The sequence below is a fragment of the Campylobacter sp. RM15925 genome (genome assembly GCF_012978775.1).
GTDB classification, from domain to species: Bacteria; Campylobacterota; Campylobacteria; order Campylobacterales; family Campylobacteraceae; genus Campylobacter_A; species Campylobacter_A canis.
In genome coordinates, this window is sequence record NZ_LIWP01000011.1 from 48,827 (window position 1) to 67,416 (window position 18,590).

General features: G+C 38.8%; 23 protein-coding genes. 2 read left to right on the top strand and 21 right to left on the bottom strand.

Going from position 1 to position 18,590, the window contains the following annotated elements; genetic code table 11:
- The first annotated feature begins 1 nt into the window (after position 1).
- Both recO and CDOM15925_RS07595 read left to right on the top strand, forming a co-directional pair.
- Positions 2-616: a recombination protein RecO gene (recO, locus tag CDOM15925_RS07590; RefSeq protein ID WP_169942742.1), complete on the top strand. Its 615-nt coding sequence runs from the start codon at positions 2-4 to the stop codon at positions 614-616.
- 76 nt (positions 617-692) lie between these two features.
- Entirely contained in the window at positions 693-1,895 is a 1,203-nt protein-coding gene (locus CDOM15925_RS07595) for an ankyrin repeat domain-containing protein (protein ID WP_169942745.1), read from the top strand.
- Between the two features lie 117 nt (positions 1,896-2,012).
- Here the strand turns inward: CDOM15925_RS07595 and CDOM15925_RS07600 are convergent, their stop codons facing one another.
- The 21 genes from CDOM15925_RS07600 to CDOM15925_RS07700 all read right to left on the bottom strand — a co-directional run.
- Positions 2,013-2,762, bottom strand: coding sequence for a tRNA 2-thiocytidine biosynthesis TtcA family protein (locus tag CDOM15925_RS07600; protein ID WP_169942747.1), 750 nt, complete (start codon positions 2,760-2,762; stop codon positions 2,013-2,015).
- Positions 2,759-3,442, bottom strand: a complete 684-nt coding sequence (locus CDOM15925_RS07605; RefSeq protein WP_169942749.1) for a 5'-methylthioadenosine/adenosylhomocysteine nucleosidase — start codon at positions 3,440-3,442, stop codon at positions 2,759-2,761. Before CDOM15925_RS07605 ends, CDOM15925_RS07600 begins: the two co-directional genes overlap by 4 nt.
- Positions 3,439-4,365 carry an ACP S-malonyltransferase gene (gene fabD / locus CDOM15925_RS07610; RefSeq protein WP_169942751.1) on the bottom strand — a complete coding sequence of 309 codons (927 nt, stop codon included), beginning with the start codon at positions 4,363-4,365 and terminating at the stop codon, positions 3,439-3,441. The genes CDOM15925_RS07605 and fabD overlap by 4 nt, the downstream gene beginning before the upstream one ends.
- A 9-nt stretch (positions 4,366-4,374) precedes the next feature.
- Positions 4,375-5,022 carry an FKBP-type peptidyl-prolyl cis-trans isomerase gene (locus CDOM15925_RS07615; protein ID WP_169942753.1) on the bottom strand — a complete coding sequence of 216 codons (648 nt, stop codon included), beginning with the start codon at positions 5,020-5,022 and terminating at the stop codon, positions 4,375-4,377.
- Between the two features lie 60 nt (positions 5,023-5,082).
- Positions 5,083-5,994, bottom strand: a complete 912-nt coding sequence (locus CDOM15925_RS07620) for a tetratricopeptide repeat protein (protein WP_169942755.1) — start codon at positions 5,992-5,994, stop codon at positions 5,083-5,085.
- Between the two features lie 6 nt (positions 5,995-6,000).
- Positions 6,001-6,522, bottom strand: coding sequence for an OmpA family protein (locus CDOM15925_RS07625; RefSeq protein ID WP_169942757.1), 522 nt, complete (start codon positions 6,520-6,522; stop codon positions 6,001-6,003).
- A 63-nt stretch (positions 6,523-6,585) separates the two neighbouring features.
- The gene (gene tolB, locus CDOM15925_RS07630; protein WP_169942759.1) at positions 6,586-7,860 is read right to left on the bottom strand and encodes a Tol-Pal system protein TolB; all 1,275 of its coding nucleotides are present in this window, start codon (positions 7,858-7,860) and stop codon (positions 6,586-6,588) included.
- Between the two features lie 14 nt (positions 7,861-7,874).
- On the bottom strand, positions 7,875-8,708 hold the full coding sequence (locus CDOM15925_RS07635; RefSeq protein ID WP_169942761.1) for a TonB C-terminal domain-containing protein: 834 nt from the start codon (positions 8,706-8,708) through the stop codon (positions 7,875-7,877).
- Positions 8,701-9,093, bottom strand: coding sequence for a biopolymer transporter ExbD (locus tag CDOM15925_RS07640; protein ID WP_169942763.1), 393 nt, complete (start codon positions 9,091-9,093; stop codon positions 8,701-8,703). Before CDOM15925_RS07640 ends, CDOM15925_RS07635 begins: the two co-directional genes overlap by 8 nt.
- Complete coding sequence (locus tag CDOM15925_RS07645) at positions 9,093-9,668, bottom strand: MotA/TolQ/ExbB proton channel family protein (protein ID WP_169942764.1); 576 nt, start codon at positions 9,666-9,668, stop codon at positions 9,093-9,095. The genes CDOM15925_RS07640 and CDOM15925_RS07645 overlap by 1 nt, the downstream gene beginning before the upstream one ends.
- A complete protein-coding gene (gene atpC, locus CDOM15925_RS07650; protein ID WP_169942766.1) occupies positions 9,668-10,063 on the bottom strand; it encodes an ATP synthase F1 subunit epsilon in 396 nt (131 codons plus the stop codon). The genes CDOM15925_RS07645 and atpC overlap by 1 nt, the downstream gene beginning before the upstream one ends.
- A gap of 17 nt (positions 10,064-10,080) precedes the next feature.
- Entirely contained in the window at positions 10,081-11,478 is a 1,398-nt protein-coding gene (gene atpD, locus CDOM15925_RS07655; protein ID WP_169942768.1) for a F0F1 ATP synthase subunit beta, read from the bottom strand.
- 15 nt (positions 11,479-11,493) lie between these two features.
- The gene (gene atpG / locus CDOM15925_RS07660; protein WP_169942770.1) at positions 11,494-12,378 is read right to left on the bottom strand and encodes an ATP synthase F1 subunit gamma; all 885 of its coding nucleotides are present in this window, start codon (positions 12,376-12,378) and stop codon (positions 11,494-11,496) included.
- A gap of 9 nt (positions 12,379-12,387) precedes the next feature.
- Complete coding sequence (gene atpA, locus CDOM15925_RS07665) at positions 12,388-13,905, bottom strand: F0F1 ATP synthase subunit alpha (protein ID WP_169942772.1); 1,518 nt, start codon at positions 13,903-13,905, stop codon at positions 12,388-12,390.
- 13 nt (positions 13,906-13,918) lie between these two features.
- A complete protein-coding gene (locus CDOM15925_RS07670; protein WP_169942774.1) occupies positions 13,919-14,449 on the bottom strand; it encodes a F0F1 ATP synthase subunit delta in 531 nt (176 codons plus the stop codon).
- Positions 14,449-14,958 carry a F0F1 ATP synthase subunit B gene (locus CDOM15925_RS07675; RefSeq protein WP_169942776.1) on the bottom strand — a complete coding sequence of 170 codons (510 nt, stop codon included), beginning with the start codon at positions 14,956-14,958 and terminating at the stop codon, positions 14,449-14,451. Before CDOM15925_RS07675 ends, CDOM15925_RS07670 begins: the two co-directional genes overlap by 1 nt.
- A gap of 9 nt (positions 14,959-14,967) precedes the next feature.
- On the bottom strand, positions 14,968-15,390 hold the full coding sequence (locus CDOM15925_RS07680; RefSeq protein ID WP_169942778.1) for a FoF1 ATP synthase subunit B': 423 nt from the start codon (positions 15,388-15,390) through the stop codon (positions 14,968-14,970).
- Positions 15,391-15,492: 102 nt separating this feature from the next.
- Positions 15,493-16,353 carry a ParB/RepB/Spo0J family partition protein gene (locus CDOM15925_RS07685; RefSeq protein WP_169942780.1) on the bottom strand — a complete coding sequence of 287 codons (861 nt, stop codon included), beginning with the start codon at positions 16,351-16,353 and terminating at the stop codon, positions 15,493-15,495.
- A 3-nt stretch (positions 16,354-16,356) separates the two neighbouring features.
- A complete protein-coding gene (locus CDOM15925_RS07690; protein WP_169942782.1) occupies positions 16,357-17,139 on the bottom strand; it encodes a ParA family protein in 783 nt (260 codons plus the stop codon).
- A complete protein-coding gene (locus CDOM15925_RS07695) occupies positions 17,136-17,771 on the bottom strand; it encodes a biotin--[acetyl-CoA-carboxylase] ligase (protein ID WP_169942784.1) in 636 nt (211 codons plus the stop codon). The genes CDOM15925_RS07690 and CDOM15925_RS07695 overlap by 4 nt, the downstream gene beginning before the upstream one ends.
- A gap of 12 nt (positions 17,772-17,783) precedes the next feature.
- Positions 17,784-18,590 (bottom strand): methionyl-tRNA formyltransferase (locus CDOM15925_RS07700; RefSeq protein WP_169942786.1); only part of this gene is annotated, 807 nt, incomplete at its 5' end.

Sequence of the window (18,590 nt, forward strand, 5' to 3'; positions counted from 1 at the left end):
TATGCAAGGCTACATAATCCACACGCAAAAAGCCAAAGAAGAAGACCTTATCGTCTATATCCTGACAAAAGATCTGCTTATAAAGTGCTACCGATTCTACGGAGCTCGCCACGCTAGTGTCATGCAAGGCTTTAAGATAGATTTTGAGCTAAACGAAAGTGCAAATTTTCTCCCGCATCTTAGAAGCGTGCTACATCTTGGCTTTAACTGGCTTGTCGTGCGCGAACGTCTGCTCATATGGCAACAGTTTATGCGCCTGTTTTACGCGCATTTAAAAGATGTCGAGCATATAGACGAGATATATTTTAACCAAGCTGAAATTTGTGCGCAGAGATTTCTAAAGCAAAACCCAAAACGCTTAATCATCGAAAGCTATGTGCGAATTTTAGAGCACGAAGGAAGACTTCATGACGAGCTTGCTTGCTTTATCTGTGATGAAACGATCGAAGATAGCCTATCTTTAACTCGCGGATTTTTGCCGTCTCATACGCATTGTTCGGGAAATTTTAGCTTTGAAGCGGAGAAAATAGCTCATCTTTTTAAAGATAAATCAACCATCCTGCTAAGCGATGAGGAAGTTAACGAACTATACACCATCATCTTGCAAGGGTTTTAATTAAATCAAACGGTTAATTTCCGATAGGCAAACCGTCCTTTATGCTAAAATTTGACAAATTAATAAGGAGATAAATTTGAATAACTTTAGATACATCCTAATCCCCCTTACAATATCCATCATAGCTCTTATATCCATCTTTTATCTTTCTGATATTAAATTTAGTTCAAAGAAGCCAAATTTCACCACAACCCAAGACACCAAGATAGATCCAAACTCCGAGTTAGCTAAATATGTAACCCAAGAAGAGATAGACGACTTTGCATTTAGATACTGGGATATAGATGATGAAATACAGTATTCAAATAAATACCAAACAGAAAACGAGACATTTAAAAAACTAAGACTTCTTTTAAAAGCTAAAGATACAAAGGGTGTTTTAAACTTTATAAGAGATAATAACTTAAGCGTAGATCTTAATATGACATATAATCTTACTCCTTTGATGTATAGCTCATTTTATGACGATGATATAACTGCCAAAGAGCTTATAAACTTAGGAGCTAATATAAGAGCAACGGATAGATATAAGCTAAGTCCTTTAGCTTATGCTATTGAAAACAACTCAACTAAGACAGCTAAACTGCTTTTGGATAGCGGGGTAAAGGTTGATGAGATAAAGGCACTTCAGTTTTATATAACTCCACCTTTTTATAATAATATAGATAAACTGATAATAAGCGGAGATGATATAAAGATTATCTTTCAAGATAACTATGTAAGAGATGATCAGTCAAAAGATGCTATGAATCCTATGGAATATGTTGTAACTTGCAACTACATTGAACTAGCCCAAATGATACTAGAAAGCGGATATGTCCCAAAACTAAGCAAAGAACCTATCGATGGCTTGCCCGGCATTAAAGAGGGCTCCGATGTAAAGCGTTCGGTATATCACATACTTGATGATATTCCAAACCATGGGAGTATGCTTGAGCTTCTTTTAAAATACAATGTAGTAGGACAACCTACTAAAGAGGAGTTAAAGGGGGCTTATGAGGAGTGTTATAATACTTATCTGTGGTATAAACAAAGATGGATAGACGGAGATAATATAAATAAAAAAAGACCGTTTTATGTGGATATGCCGATAAGGCACCTTGAGAAATATTGTATTGATACGAATGGGAAATTTCAAGATGTCAGAGAATTTTTTGCTTGGGCGAATAAATATAGATTATTTAACGAAATAGTCGAAGAAGTAGATAAGCAAGACAAAGTGATCTTTAAAAATCCAACCGATACGATTTATAATAACATTAAAACCATCAAGGAGTAAAAGTGTCAAATTTCAACAAAGAAAAGTTTATACAAGATAAATTTATAAACACTTTTCACTTACTGACTGTGGTGTTTAGCAAATTTTACTAATCAAATTTGCAGATAAGATAAAAATTCACTCAACAAATTTAAAAAACGTGTCCGAATGAATATTTTCAAACGCCGATTTTAACGAAACGAAAAATTTCGGATTTTCGCTCTCTAAATTTGCCAGCATTGCTTTAGTTTCGGCTCTTGCGCGAGGCGATTTACCGCCATATTGTTTAGCAGGACAACTCTCCTCTTCGTTCATTATAGGAAGCTCGTTTTTGATCGCACAATCGCGAATTTGACGCTCACGCACAAGTATAAGAGGTCTAATTATATCAAGTCCGTTTTGGGCCTTATATCTTGGAGCCAAAGTCCTAAGAGCGCCGTTATAAGTAAAATTCATGAAAAAACTCTCTGCTGCGTCGTCAAGATGATGCGCAATGGCGATTTTATTAAAGCCGTTTTCAAGAGCATAAGTGTAGAGATAGCCCCTACGCATACGACTGCAAAAGCTGCAAAATGTCGTATTTTCACGAATTTTTTCTCTACCGAATTCAAAAATTTGTGTGTCAATGACTTTGTAAGGAATTTCATGCAGTTTAAAATGCTCTTTTATAGGCTCAAGATTTTCGCCTATACCGTAAGTTACGGTAACGGCTTCAAACTGCCAATTCAGCGGACTTACCGAGCAAAAATGCTTAAGCAGATGAGCAAGTGTCATGCTATCCTTGCCGCCGCTTAGGGCGAGTAAAATTTTATCGCCCTCCTCAAACATCTTGTATTTCGCATTCGTCTGACCTACTATGCGAAGGAGCTTTTTGCTAAGCTCTATCATAACTCCTCAACCATAGACAGCACAAAATCTGCGCTTACATTGGCTGAGCTTTGCAAAAACTCATCAAAGTCAAATTCGGCACCACCGCCCGCCTCATCGCTGATCGCACGAAGGATAAAAAACGGCACGCCAAGGCTTTCACAAACTAAAGCCACACTAGCGCCTTCCATTTCAGTCGCATCGGCTTTAAAAGTGGTTTTGATCCACTCTTTACGCTCGCCACTGCAAACAAACTGATCGCCTGTAGCTATGACACCTTCGAGCAAATTTATGCCCTTTTCTTTGGCGATTTTGGCTGCAAGAGCATTTAAATTCGCATCACTTTTCACAAAGATACTAGTGCCGGGCACATAGCCGTAAGGATGACCAAATGCCGTGATATCAAGGTCGTGCTGTACAAGTGAGCTGGCATAGAGCATGTCGCCTATCTTTAAATTTTCATTCAGCGCGCCGGCAACTCCGGTAAAAAGAAGCTTAGTAGCGCCAAATTTCTCAATCATCACGGTAGCGGTCAAGGCTGCATTTACCTTGCCTATCTTTGAATAAGCGATAACCAGCTCTTTGCCTTTAAAATTTGCCAGATAAAACGTATTGTTTGCGTGCTTAACCTCTTTATAGTCGCCCAAAACCTTTAAAAGCGGAGCGATCTCCTCTTGCATAGCCCCTAAAATCGCTATCATTTACTCTCCAAAATATTTATAATCTCATCTAAGCTTTTCATATCCGTAACCGAGTATGTCGGCTTGTCGGTTATCTTTTTGTTTATGCCTTTTAGTACGCTTGAGCCAAATTCGATGAAAATTTCAACCTCATCTTTGAAATTTTCTATACTTTGCTTATAAAGCACAGGTTTAACCAGCTGATCTTTAAGTAAATCAAGGGCTTCGTCTTTGCTGCTGTAAGCCTTGGCCGTAACGTTTGAAATGACATCGGTAAAATTTGGCTTTAAAGCAGCTTGCAAGTAAGAAACCAATCCCTCGCTAGCGCTTTTTAGGATTGGGCAGTGACTAACTACGGACATATTAAGAGGCATAACTCGCTTTGCACCGGCATCTTTAAATGCGTTTTCAAATTTAGCCAAATCCTCTCTGAGCCCCGCCACGACGATCTGCCCGTCACAGTTGTAGTTGGCTGCGTAAATTTGAAAGCCGTCTTTTTGCCCGTTAGTGCAAATTTCTTCTACAACTTCATCTTTTAATCCTAAAATAACAGTCATTGAAACGTCTTTGCCCGCACAAGCTTCCTGCATGAGTTTGCCGCGAATATTTACAAGCTTAATCGCATCCACATAATCAAAAGCCCCATTTACAGCCAGTGCGCTAAATTCACCAAGAGAATGTCCAAGACTAAATTTAGACTGTGAATTTAGACGCGAAGAAAAAGCCATATAGCACATCAGTGAGTTTAAAACTATGGCAGGTTGAGTAAATTCGCTCTTGCTTAAAAGTTCATTTTTACAAAAAAGCAAATTTGCAAAATCTATCTTAAGCGTATCGCTTGCATTTTGCAAAAGCTCTTTTGCACAGCTAAAATTTTCATAAATTTCTTTGCCCATCCCGGTGGCTTGAGAGCCTTGTCCCGGGAATATAAAAGCCGCTTTCACTACTATTTCTTAATGATGTTTTCCGCAGCAACCGCCACCATGCTCATCGTGATGAGCTCCACCGCAGCACTCATCATCCTCATGATGGTGACCGTGACCGCCGCAGCAACCGCCTTCGCCGTGATCGTGGTCATGATGTCCGCCTCCGCAGCAACCGCCACTTTTTTTACCATGACTTCCGCAACCGCAAGCGTGCGCTTGAGCTACTACTCCCGTTGCGATTTCATCCTCGGTAGCATCTCTTACTTCGGTAACTTCAACATTAAACTCAAGATCTTTACCCGCATAAGGATGGTTAAAATCAACCGTAACGTCATCCTCTCCGATTTTAGATACGATTACGCGAACGTTTGAGCCGTCTTCGCCTTGACCGAAAAGCTCCATGCCTTCTTTTAGCTCAATTCCTGCAAATTGCTCTTTCGGTAACGTTTGAAGCGCCTTTTCATCATACAATCCGCAAGCTTCGGTAGCTTCAATAACGATATTTTTTCTATCGCCTGCTTTAAGAACACTGACCTCTTCTTCTAATTTCGGGATGATATGTCCGCGTCCTGTCAAAAATGAAATTTGACTTCCTGTTTGCATGTTTGATTCTAAAATTTCGCCTGTTTTTGCATCTTTTAGCTCATAAAACATAGATATAACTTGATCTTTCACATTTTCTCCTACAAATAAAATAAATGTGATTATACCTGAATTTTATTAATCTAAATTGACTTATCTATTAGGCGAAGCTTTAGCTTCCTTGCTCTCTGGATATCCTAGTTTAAGAGCTTTGTAGAAACGATTTGCGCTTGCGGTATCGCCGATCTTATCAAAGCTGATTGCGGTATGATATAGCAACCTTGGAGTGTAATCAGCCTTATCGTAAAGCGATATACTTTGCTGATAGTATTTTATAGCGTTATTGTAGGCTTTTTGTTGGTATGAAATTTCGCCAAGGTAGAAATTTGCAGCGGCAGGCTTATGGTTTTTGGTTATCAAAAACTCATACCTATCTTTTGCGTCCTCAAGTTTGCCTGCATCAAACATCTTCTTTGCGTCTGTAGCGACATCTTGAATTTTTTGTTTAGTAAAGTCTGATTTACTAGAAGAGCCGGCTGAATCTTTACTTTCGCTTGATTGCTCTTTTTCAGCACTCTTTGAGCCGGTTTTACTAAGCTCAGATTTTGAGACATAGTTTGAATTGATCTTGTCTATAAGAGCACTTAGATCTTTTAAGGCTTTTGTTATTTTTTGATTGTTAGCTTCTTGTATTTTGCGACTCTCTTCAACGTATTGTCTAAGAGATTCTAAGCTAACGCCTTCACCGCCTTCCTCGCCTACTACTTTACTTTGAAGTTCATCTAAGCGTTTTTCGACTTTAGTTATGCGAGAATTCATCCCGTCCATGATGCTTTGAATTCCTTCTATTCGCTCTTGAGCACCGCTTAAGGTTGATTCTACGTCATTCATATTTCTACTTAAATTTTCGACTTTTTGTTTATTTTTAAGTAGAGCCTTTTCACCGTCGGTTAAACCATAAGGATTTGAACTATCTAAATTTCCGGCATCAAATACCGAAATTTCAGCAGAGTAAGCAAGAGCGGCTCCTATAAAAAGAGCCGCTAAATTTTTAAAATTTGTCATAATTGATTATGGAAGAACTTTAAATTCAGCACGTCTGTTTTGCGCGTCGCAAGCTTTTGTTTTATCTGAGCACACAGGATTGCTCTCGCCGTAGCTCACAACCATAATTCTATCGGCTGAAACACCTTGTTTTACAAGAGCGTCTTTAGTAGCTTTAGCTCTTTTTAGACCAAGAGCGTAGTTATACTCGTCTGTTCCCCATTCGTCGCAGTTACCTTCTACTTTGATAGTTAGGCTTTGAGCTTCTGATTGGTTAAACAAACTTGCATTTGTATTTACGACCGGTTGCATATCGCTTTTGATATTAAATTTATCAAAATCGAAATACACAGTCTTTACTTGCCCTTCTATCGCAGACAGTAACTGTTGCAATCTATCACTAGAGCTCATCATAGTATCAGTAGATGAACCCATCATACCCATGTTTTGATTTGAGTCTGCGCTCATATCTACTTCAGGGTTTTTAGAGCTACAACCACTCATAAATAGCGCTGCAACAACAGCGGAAGCTAAAACTACTTTTTTCATATTAATCCTTTTACAAAAATTTCGGTGATTATATCATAAATTTTAAAATAAACTTTAACGAACCTACCAATCAATTGATTGAATTTTTCCTATTTTTAACGGAAATTGAAAACTTTTATTTTCATTGACACGAATTATACCAAGAGAACTCTGCCCGCCAAGCTCTTTGATAAATACTACACTTTGTCCGTCACTTGAAAATCTCGGATACAAATTCTTGCCACTTGCGGTAAGTTGTCTTATATATTCTGTCTTTGTCGAGATAAGATAGATATTAAAGTCTCTAGTTCCAAATTCACTCTTAGCATCCTCTCTGCTTGAATAAACTACATAGTTTTGATATGCGCTTACGGAGTTGTTGTTTTTGCCGTGATATACCATCTGCTCAACCGCTCCGCCATTTACATTTTGAGAAAAGATATTTGGATAACCTAATCTATCCGATACGAAAACAACCTTGCTATCGTGATCGACAAAATTTCCGTTTACGTCAATACCGCTGTAGTTTGTTATCTGCTTAAGCTTTTTTGAATTTAGATCATAGATGTAGATATCGGGCTGATCTTGTGGAGCCATAGTAAGAAGTAGCTTATCCCCGCTCTCGCTCACATCAGAAGCCACAAGCATGCCGCCTGAAGTCTCTAAAATTTTAGTTTTTTTGCCTGTTGCCAGCTCAAATTTATAAAGTACTAGCTTTGTACCGCTGTAGTCAGAGTAGTAAAACGCACTTTGATCGGCTCCCGACCATTTAGGAAATATATTTAACCCGCCGCGAACAATTACTTTTTGATATGTTAGAGTATAGTCGGCCACTACGATTTCGCTTTGTTTTGAGCCTGTTCCTTTGGCAAATACGATAAATTTCTCCATCCAATTTACAGGAGGCATTTTTAGCTCATTTACAAGCTCGACTATAGCTTTATGCGCCAAAAACGGAAATTTGGCTCCGTCGTCCATAGTGTAAGCACGCTCATATTGTGTAGTAGCGGTTTTGGCATTTATCAGCTTTACTTTGAGTCTAAGCGGAGTTGAAGGGGAGCCTTCAAGTGCGTATCTAAAAATCAGTTGTGCGCCCTTTTCGCTCATCACGTTTGTGTTCAAATCCCCTTCGTAGCTGCTTTGGATGTATTCATCAACCACTTCAAAATCAGAACTTACCTTTAAATCTCCAAGCATGATCTTGTGAAATCTGCTTTTAAACGCTTGATCGCTAACCATAGTTGTCGCATCTTGCAAAACGATTTTAGGAAGCGCAAGCCCTTTATTTACGATGGCTATCGTTGCATCTGCAGCAAATAAGCCGATAGCTAGGCTTAGTAATAATACAATCTTTTTCATCTATCCTCCGTTGTTTAATTTTCTATTTTATCCAATAATGTTGTTTCAAAAACAAATGGCCTTCCTAATTGAGAAGGCGGAAATTTTTCAAATGTCATCTTTTGTAAAAATTCTCTTACCTTATCGTTAAATTCACTGTTATATGACAGCTGTTTTATATTGTAACTAAAATTTCCATTTGGACTTATAGTAATTTCAACCAATGCATTATCATTAGAGTCAGCCTTATATGCTGTCCATTTTGTCTCCAAAATTCTGGTTATCTCCCCTATATAAGGATTATATTCACCTATTCTTTGCGATTTTGGTGTCTTGGCTACTTTATCAAGCTGTAAAGAATTTATCACATCACTTGCGGCTTTTGACTCTTTCTTTGACTCTTTTTTTTCAGGTTTTATCCTGCTTTGCTCTTTTGGTGTCTCTTTTTTCTTAACCACCTTATCCTCTTTTAGCTTTGAAGTGTCGATGTCTTTAAAAAGATCTTTTAAATTCGGTTCTTCTTTTTCTACAGGCTTTGGCTCAGGTACCGCTTCAGGGACTACTTCAGGCTCCACGAGTTTATTTGTGGTATCGGGCTTTGGCTCTTCTTTTGGTTCTTCAACTTTTTTCTCAGGCTCTTCACTCTTTACTACTTCTTCTTTTTTTTCAGGTGCTTTTAGTACTATATCAGGCTCACGCTCGACTATCGTAATGTCCATAAAAGCATCTTTGGTATCGGTATATCTTTTTGCTTCTTCCTTAAAATAAGTAAGTTTGACGAAAATTCCGACTATCATACAAATATAAAGAACAAAAGAGAGTATAAAATAATTAAAAGTATTGAAATTTGGCTTTAAAATTTTATCCATTAGTTTGAAGTGCCACCTTTGTAAATCCGGCATTTTTAATGCTTTTTAAAACAAACATAACATCATCATAAATCAAATTTTTATCCGCCTTTATATAAACCGGCGAATTTTTATCATATTTTGCGCCAAGCAAGACGATATTATCGGGAAGCTCTTGCAGACTCATAGTGCTTTGATCTATCCTTACTTTTCTTTGCGCATCAACGATTACCATGAGATCCTTTTGCATGGCAGTCGATGACTTGGTCTTTGAGCCGTCAGGAAGCACTATCTGCTCTTCATAGATAATCGCAGGAGTAGTCACCATAAGGATAGCTAAAAGCACGAGCATAATATCAACTAGCGGAGTGATATTTAGCTCGGGAGTCTCTTCAAGATTTATCATTAAAATTCTTCTTTGCTTGCTATGAGTATGTCGGCTTCTCGCCTGATTGTACTCATAAGTTCGTAAGCTTTTCTTTTAATTAACAAGTTAAATGTATATGCCGGTATCGCTACGAAAATTCCCGCTCCCGTCGCAACTAACGCCTCGCTGATAGCAGGAGCTATTACACCAAGGGATGAGTTGCCGCCTTGCCCAAGTTGTGAAAACGTCTCAAGGATAGAAACAACAGTTCCAAAAAGCCCTATAAACGGGGAAGTAGAAGCGATGATAGCAAGCCAAGTAACTCCGCTTGTAGCGTTCTTTTCAGCTATACTGATGCAAATTCCAAGCTTTTCTTTGTTTATTCTGCCTGAAGCGCATTTTTTAAGAGCCGAGTCGTTGCCAAGAGTTTTAGCACCCATAAGCAAAGACTCAAGCGAGGCATTTTCTCTTCTTTGCCAAAGACCAAGCCCCACCATACGAGAAAATAGTATGGTAAAGCTCATGATCAGATACAAAGAGAGCCAACTAAGTACGAAAATAGTTATAAAACTACTTCTTGATACGTAGTTTAAAAATATATCAAGCCCAGCCACTATTTTACTTTCGCTCTAGCCATGCTGTCTAGCTTTGATACTGTCGATGCAAAGGCATTTGTATCGCTACTCATACTTTGGATTAGCTCTTTGGCTTTTTCTAGAGAGTTTGCTATCTCTCCTTCTGAATTTCCGGAGACATATACGGCTCCGTCGGCAAGTACGACAGCCTTGCCTTCATCGATTTTGACATAACCCCAATTTATGGCCACTACATCGTGGTTTTTATCTTCATCTTCAATGTCAATAAGTCCAGCCTTTAGCAAAGATATCAAAGATGCGTGTCCGGGGAGAACGCCAAATTCGCCCTCCGTACCAGGAAGCACCACGCTCTTAACATCATTTGAAAAAACTAGACCTTCAGGCGTTACAATCTCTAAATGCAATTTATTCATTAAGATTCCTTTAAATTTTAGCCTTTAAGTTTTTCAGCTTTTTGCATTACCTCGTCGATATTACCTACCATATAAAACGCGGCTTCAGGAAGATCGTCATATTTGCCATCCAAAATTCCTTTAAATCCTGCAATGTTTTCCTCTAGGCTTACATATTTTCCAGGGCTTCCAGTAAAGACTTCCGCAACGAAGAATGGTTGAGATAGAAATCTCTCTATCTTTCTTGCTCTATCAACGGTTACTTTATCTTCTTCGCTAAGCTCGTCCATACCAAGGATCGCAATGATATCTTGAAGGTCTTTATATTTTTGCAAAACAGCTTGAACACCACGCGCAACTCTATAGTGATCTTGTCCTAAAATTTGTGGATCAAGCATACGTGAAGTTGAGTCAAGTGGGTCAACCGCAGGATAAATTCCTTTCTCTGCAATAGCACGGTTAAGAACCGTTGTAGCGTCAAGGTGAGCAAAAACTGTCGCAGGAGCAGGGTCTGTAAGGTCGTCAGCAGGAACGTAAACGGCCTGAACCGAAGTAATTGATCCTTTTTTAGTTGATGTAATTCTCTCTTGGAATTTACCCATCTCGCTTGCAAGCGTAGGTTGATAGCCAACCGCTGAAGGGATACGTCCAAGAAGTGCCGACATCTCTGCACCTGATTGAGAAAATCTAAAGATGTTATCAATAAACATAAGAACGTCAAGTCCCATCTCATCACGGAAATACTCAGCCATTGTAAGACCTGTTAGCGCGATTCTGTTTCTTGCCCCTGGTGGTTCGTTCATCTGACCATAGCATAAGGCAACTTTATCCAAAACGTTAGATTCTTTCATCTCGTGATAAAGGTCGTTTCCTTCACGAGTTCTCTCGCCAACGCCCGCAAATACAGAATAACCGCTGTGCTTAAACGCAACGTTGTGGATAAGCTCCATAATAATAACCGTCTTACCAACACCGGCACCACCGAATAGTCCTACCTTACCACCTTTTGCATAAGGAGCAAGAAGGTCAACTACCTTGATACCTGTTTCAAAAATTTCGCTTTTTGTGCTTTGCTCTTCAAATGCAGGAGGATCGCGGTGGATAGACCATTTTTTATCAAAATCTACGTTTTCGCCCTCATCGATAAGATCGCCGATAACGTTAAAAATTCTACCCAAAACTTTCTCGCCAACCGGAACTGTTATAGGTGCTCCAAGCGCAACAGCCTCAAGACCACGAGTTAGACCCTCGCTCATATCCATAGCGATGGTTCTTACGCGGTTATCTCCAAGGTGAGCTGCAACTTCAAGAACTAGCTTGTTTTGCTTGCCTTCCACTTCATAATTTACTTCGATAGCTTCATTTATCTTTGGCAAATAGTCATTGAAATCGACATCGACCACAGGGCCCATTATCTGACTAATAACACCTTTCATTCATTCTCCTTTTTATTATTTCATTGATTCAACGCCACTGATAATCTCGATAAGCTCAGTGGTAATAGACTCTTGTCTAGCTTTGTTATAAGCTAAATTTAACTGACGAACACGCTCTTTTGCATTATTTGTCGCATTATCCATTGCTTGCATTCTGGCACTATGCTCAGCCGCAAGAGAGTCGACAAGCGCGTAATACATGCTGTACTCGAAGTATTTTTCAAGCAACTCGTCTAAAATTTTGTTGTCATTTTCAGGCTCAAATTCCATCAAAGAATTTGTCTCTACTTCAACCATCTTAGGTGGCTCAACAGGCACAATGTCATTTATGCGAATTTCTTGAGAAATCATATTTTTATAGCCGTTATGAACAAGAATTACTTTATCGGTAACTCCGTTTATAAAGTCATTTACCGCATCTTTTATGACGCTTTGAGCTTTTTCATATGTTGGCGATGAACTAACTCCAACATAAGTCTGAAGCAGATCAATACCTTGGAAGTTGAAAAACTCAATGCCTTTTTTGCCGACGGCTCTAAGTCTAATTTTTACTTTTTTGGCTTTAAATTCATTTATCATTCTTCTTACGGTTTTGATAGTTTGGATATTAAAACCACCACAAAGTCCCTTATCAGCGGTAACAAATATGATATCAACCTTCTCTACATTCTCTTTGATGTCAAAGAATTTACTCTCCGCATTTACCGAGCGATACTGGTTGATCTTATAAGCTATCTCTGATAAAACTTCATTGATCTTAAGCGCATACACTCTTGACTGGCGAGCGGCCTCTTCTGCCTTTCTAAGTTTAGCAGTAGAAACCAGCTTCATCGCGCGCGTCGTCTTTTGAGTGTTTTGGACGCTCTTGATCTTTCGTTTTATATCTTTTAAATTTGACATATTTTAGCCTTAGTTAACAGCAAATGTCGCTTTAAAATCTTTCAGCGCTTTATGCAAAAGCTCTTCAACCTCTTTATCAAGCACCTTTTTAGTTCTAATTTGTTCAAAAATTTCAGGATATTTTGCCTCTATATATGGATATAGCTCAGACTCAAATTTTGTAACATTTAAAGTAGCTATATCATCAAGATAGCCTTTTGCTCCGGCAAAGATTAGCACAACTTGATTCTCAACAGGAAGCGGGCTGTAAGGAGGTTGTTTTAGGACTTCAACCATTCTTTGACCGCGCTCAAGTTGCTTTCTTGAGCTTTCGTCAAGATCGCTTGCAAACTGAGCAAACGCTTGAAGCTCGCGGTATTGCGCAAGGTCAAGTCTTAGATTACCTGAAACTTGTTTAATGGCTTTAATCTGAGCAGCACCACCGACACGAGAAACAGATAGACCGACGTTAATCGCAGGGCGGATACCTGAGTTAAATAGATCCGACTCAAGGAAAATTTGACCGTCCGTAATAGAAATAACGTTTGTCGGAATATATGCAGAAACGTCACCCGCTTGAGTCTCGATAATAGGAAGCGCGGTAAGTGAACCGCCACCTAGCTTGTCATTTAACTTACTTGCGCGCTCAAGAAGTCTTGAGTGAAGGTAGAAAACGTCACCCGGATATGCTTCACGACCCGGAGGGCGGCGAAGGATAAGTGACATTTCGCGGTATGCTACGGCGTGTTTTGAAAGGTCATCATAAATGATTAGCGCGTGACGTGAATTATCACGGAAATATTCACCCATAGTTACGCCCGCATAAGGAGCAAGGTACTGAAGCGCAGCAGCATCAGATGCGCCGGCATTTACAACTATCGTATAATCCATAGCACCGTATTCTTCAAGCTTTTTAACAACTTGTGCAACAGTTGATTGTTTTTGTCCGATAGCTACGTAGATACAAACGACGTCTTGTCCTCTTTGGTTGATAATAGTATCAATAGCAACGGTTGTTTTACCTGTTTGGCGGTCACCGATGATAAGCTCGCGCTGTCCGCGACCGATCGGCACAAGTGCGTCGATAGCTTTGATACCTGTTTGAAGCGGCTCATGAACTGATTTTCTAGCCATAATACCTTTTGCTTTTTCTTCAACGAATCTTGTTTCGCTCGCATCAATCGGACCTTTTGCATCAATCGGCTCGCCAAGAGAGTTTACAACGCGTCCGATAAGCGCGTCGCCGACAGGCACACGAAGAAGTTTTCCGAGGCGTTTTACAGAACTTCCTTCTTTAATGTTGTCGGTTTTACCGAGGATAACTATACCGACACTGCTCTCTTCAAGGTTAAGAGCCATGCCCTTTTCGCCACTTTCAAACTCAACCATCTCACCGGCCATAACATTTTTCAGTCCGTAAACATTAGCAACACCATCAGCTACCGAGATAACCTTGCCAGTCTCTTCAACATCAACGTTTAGATCGAAATTTTCGATTCTTTCCTTGATGATAGCGCTAATTTCATCTGCTTTTATTTTTGCACTCACGCTTTTTCTCCTTTTAAATTGCTTTTAATATATATTCAGTCATTTGAGCTTTGAGTCTGTCGATAGAAAAACTCGCTTCCACACCCAAATCGTCCAACTCGATTTTTATACCGTTATAATCACTCTTTATGGCTTCAAGCATAATTTTTGCATCAAATCTCTTTGAAAAACTCTTCTCAAGTTCCTCGATTTGAGTTGCGCTGATATCAAAATTGCCATAAATTTTACCGCGATACACATTATCTATGCGAGCTTTTTGAGCCATTAGCTCAGCTACGATCGCAGGCAAAAGTTCAAGACGCTTGTTTTCTCCAAGCAGCTTGATAAAATTCGTAAATTTAGTATCTGTTTCATCAATAAGCGATAAAATAAATTTCACTTTTTCGCAACTTTTAACATTGGGCGAGATTATAATATTCCTAAATTTATGAATTTTAAACGCATTTGCAATAACATTTAAGCTGTCTATAAATTTCTCAAGCTCGCTTTTGCTTAGCTCAGCCATCAGAGCTTTGACATATTTTTTTGCTATTAACTCTTTCATCAGCCAACCTTCTTAAGCACGATATTAACAAGTTCGTTTTGATCTATTTTCATACTATCGCTTGCGAAAATTTCATTCAAAACTTCTCCAACCACGACTTTCGTCATGCGTCTTCTTTCGAATTCTTTCTGCTCTTCAAAGCTCTTTTCCATATTTAAAAGCTCTTGGTTAGTTTCGTTTTTGATCTTTTCAGATAGTATCATCGCCTCTTTTTTAGAAGTTTCAACAAGACTAATCGCATTGCTTTTAGCCTCTTCAACTCTTCTTAAGGCGTCGTCTTTTTTGACTTGCGACTCTTTAAGCTTCTTTTGGATGCCGTCAAGTCTATTTGCTATGCTTTGTATTCTAGCCTTATAAGCGTTTTTGATAGGAGTAGCGATGAAATAGTATAAAATTCCAAAGAATAAAACAAAGTTGATAGTTCTTGCCACGATATCATAGCCGTTTCCGCTAGGTTCGCTTGCAGTAAGCAAAAACGGAATAAATAAAACAAGATAAAATTTCTTCATATTTACTCCTTAAATTTTCGCAAGTTTAGTTTTAAGAACATTTTTAAGATCAGGAAGTTTTGCAACCAGATCCGCCTTAAACTCATCTTTTTGAGTTTGTAGATTTTGCATGAATGCCTCATAATCAGCTTCTAAAACAGCACGCTTCTCGCCGATTATCTTAGCTGCGCTCTCTTTTGCCGCACCCATTGCGTCTTGCTTTATCTTGCCCGCTTCGCTTCTAGCAGCCAAGATAATCTGCTCAATCTCAGCCTCATGAACGCTAAGATCGCTCGTGTTTTTACTAGCACTCTCTTCGTCATTCCTGATAGCCTCGTTCCTCGCATCGATAAATTTGAGAAGCGGCTTGTAAAGAATGTTGTTTAAAACAAAGATAAGCCCTAGAAAAACAACCGCCGTTAGTAGAACTAATGGCAATTCGATTTCTAACATTAAATCTCCTTATGACAATTATGATTTTATTACTAAAAAACAAAAATCGCACTTATTTTACAATATGTTAGGAAAAAATTAGCTAAATTTTACAGTTAAATTTCAGCTAATTTTGCCTATAAAATTCTCAATATCCGATATATCTTTAAATTCAAGTATCAAATTTCTATTTTTAATTTTTGATTTTATTTGGAGTTTTTCTAGAAGCTCTTTTAAATGATCTAGCTTTTGAGTGTATTTTTCATCGATTTTAAAACCGATTTTTTGTGAGCCTTTGCTTTTGTCTTTTAAATTTTTAACCAAATTTTCAGTTTCGCGAACGCTTAATCTCTGTCCAATTATCGTATCGACAGCCATCTTTTCATCATTTGGTTCAAGCCCTACGATTACTTTAGCATGTCCTTGGGTTATCTTTCCTTCTTTTATGAGATCTTGAGTATGAAGGCTTAAAGACAAAAGCCGCATTGTGTTTGTTATCTGAGTTCTACTCTTATGTATGATGTTTGCAAGTCCTTCTTGCGTGATCTTATACTCATCGATAAGCTCTTTGTATGAATTTGCAAGCTCGATAGGATTAAGATCTTCTCTTTGAATATTTTCAATAAGCGCAAGCTCTCTTAAATTTTTACTCTCGATATCGGCAACTATGGCTTTTATTTTCTCGGCACCTAAAATTTTAGTCGCTCTAAATCTTCTTTCGCCGGCTATCAGCATATATCCGTCATCTTTTTGTATGACGATTATAGGCTGGATAAGTCCGTGTCTTTTTATTGATTCGCTTAGCTCTTTTAAGGCTGTCTCATCAAAGTGTTTTCGTGGCTGATAAGGGTTTTCGGTTATTAAATTCAGATCAATTTCGGTTACTATATCGCGATTTCCGCCGCTTAACTCAGCCTTATAAGCAAGCTCAACATCTTCAAGTATAGCTCCCAATCCGCGTCCCAAACTACTCTTTTTAGCCATTTTTTATCCTAAGATCGCATAAGCTAAATTTTGATACGCCTGAGAGCCCGGGGATTTTATATCATAAAGTATCACCGGCTTACCAAAGCTTGGAGACTCGGCAAGCTTTACATTTCTAGGCACGATCACAAAATCCTCACTATCGTCTTTTAGTTTAAACAGCTTGTTTTCAAAATGCTGCTTTAAATTCGCCACAGTCTCTTTTGAAAGGTTGTTTTGAGAGCTGTACATAGTCGGTAAAAAGCCCTTTATAGCAAGCTTCGGATTTATAGTTTTTTTGATTATTTTAACCGTGTTTAAAATTTGCGCCAATCCTTCAAGCGCATAAAATTCGCATTGTATAGGAATGATTACGCTATCGCTTGCACTTAAAGCGTTTACGGTTATGCTACCAAGTGCGGGCGGGCTATCGATGATGATGAAATCATACTCGTGTAAAACTTCTGCAATTTTATTTTTAAGGATTAGTTTGTAATCCTTGCTCTGATCGTTAAATTCCTGCTCAATACCCACTAAGCCGATGTTTGAAGGAGCTAGAAAAAGTGTAGGAATTTCAGTTTTAAGAACTATCTGAGAAAGCTTCTTACGCCCTGTTAAAACGTGATAGATATTGTATTCATAGTCATTTCTACTAAAGCCCATTCCCGTAGTCGCATTTGCCTGAGGATCGATATCTATGAGTAAAACTCTCTTTTCCGCAACCGCCAAAGAAGCCGCCAAATTTACCGCTGTGGTCGTTTTGCCCACACCGCCTTTTTGGTTTGCTATGGTTATTATCTCGCTCATCTTAAAGAATACACCTTTTTTTCATTTACTAAAATAGCTCCATCATCGCAAATTTCTGCGTCTTGCAGCGATATCTCTTGCCCGTCTATATGCGTGATGAATTTTTTTGATTTCTGAAAGTCTAACCTAAATTTGCTAAAAATCTGCTTCCATAAAATCTTTTTTTCTAATAATTCACAAAATCCCCAAACTGCTTCATTTTGACTAATTTGTATATCCAAAATACCCGCATTTTTTGGTGCACCGACGAGATTTAAGCCCATACCGCAAATATAATTTTCGCTTATCTTTGAAGTAATTGTTCCGCCTATTTTTTTATCTTCTATGTAAAAATCATTGGGCCACTTAATCCAAATTTCAGAGCCTTGCGAAGCTAAAAATTCACGCATAATCATCGAAAAATAAATAGATATGGAGGCCTCATGCAGATCATTTGGCAAAAAGCTCCTATCCACACAAAAAGAAAAAAACAAATTCCCTCTAAATCCTTGCCACTCGTTATTTCTGCTGCCTATGCCTTTGGTTTGTTCGTTTGCAACGATCATAAAAGGCGGCTTTATCACTCCCGCGCGCACGCCTTCGCAGACAAATTCATGTGTTGACGGGATTGAATCAACAAATTCAATTACCAAAATCAGCTCTTATCATAAAATTTTATCGCCCGCTCTAAGGCGTTTGCCGTTTATATAAGAATTTGCATCGACGGCCTTTTTGGCGGGCTCTTGCAAGGAGTAAATTTTAACGGCTCCGCTCTTGCACCCCACTACAAAACTATCTTTATAAATGCTTAAAATCTCTCCCGCTTCACCGCTTGAGCCTTCAAATAGCTCCAAAGATAAAATTTTAAGTCCGCTCTCAAGATAAATTCCCGGCCAAGGAGTAAGCGCTCTAAATTTATTATAAATTTCATGCGCATCTTCATTAAAGCTAAAAAGCCCATCTGTTTTTTGTATCTTTTTACATTCGGTTGCGAGGTTGTCATCCTGCTTGATAGGGGTTAAATTTTGAAAATTTAAGAGCGTTTTTACTATCAGTTCGCCAGCCATATCGCCAAGTTCGCTAAAAAGTTCTTGCGCCATTTTGTTTTCGCAGTTCGTATAGGCAAAATCAAGCATATCACCTGTATCAAGCCCTTCGTTCATAAGCATAGCCGTTACTCCGGTTTGCTTTTCGCCTTCTAAAATCGCGCTTTGAATCGGACTTGCGCCGCGGTATTTCGGCAAAATCGAAGCGTGCAAATTTATACAAGGAGCGATATCAAGTATGCTTTTAGGCAAAATTTTTCCATACGCCGCCACAACTATAAAATCAGGCTTCAAGTTTGAAATTTGCTCGGCCACCGCTTCATCTCGCAAAGTCTTTGGCTGAAATATCGGCACAGTGGGCAAATTTGCCTCGCTATAAATCTTAATGCTACTAGGAGTTAGTATCTGCTTCCTGCCCACTGGCTT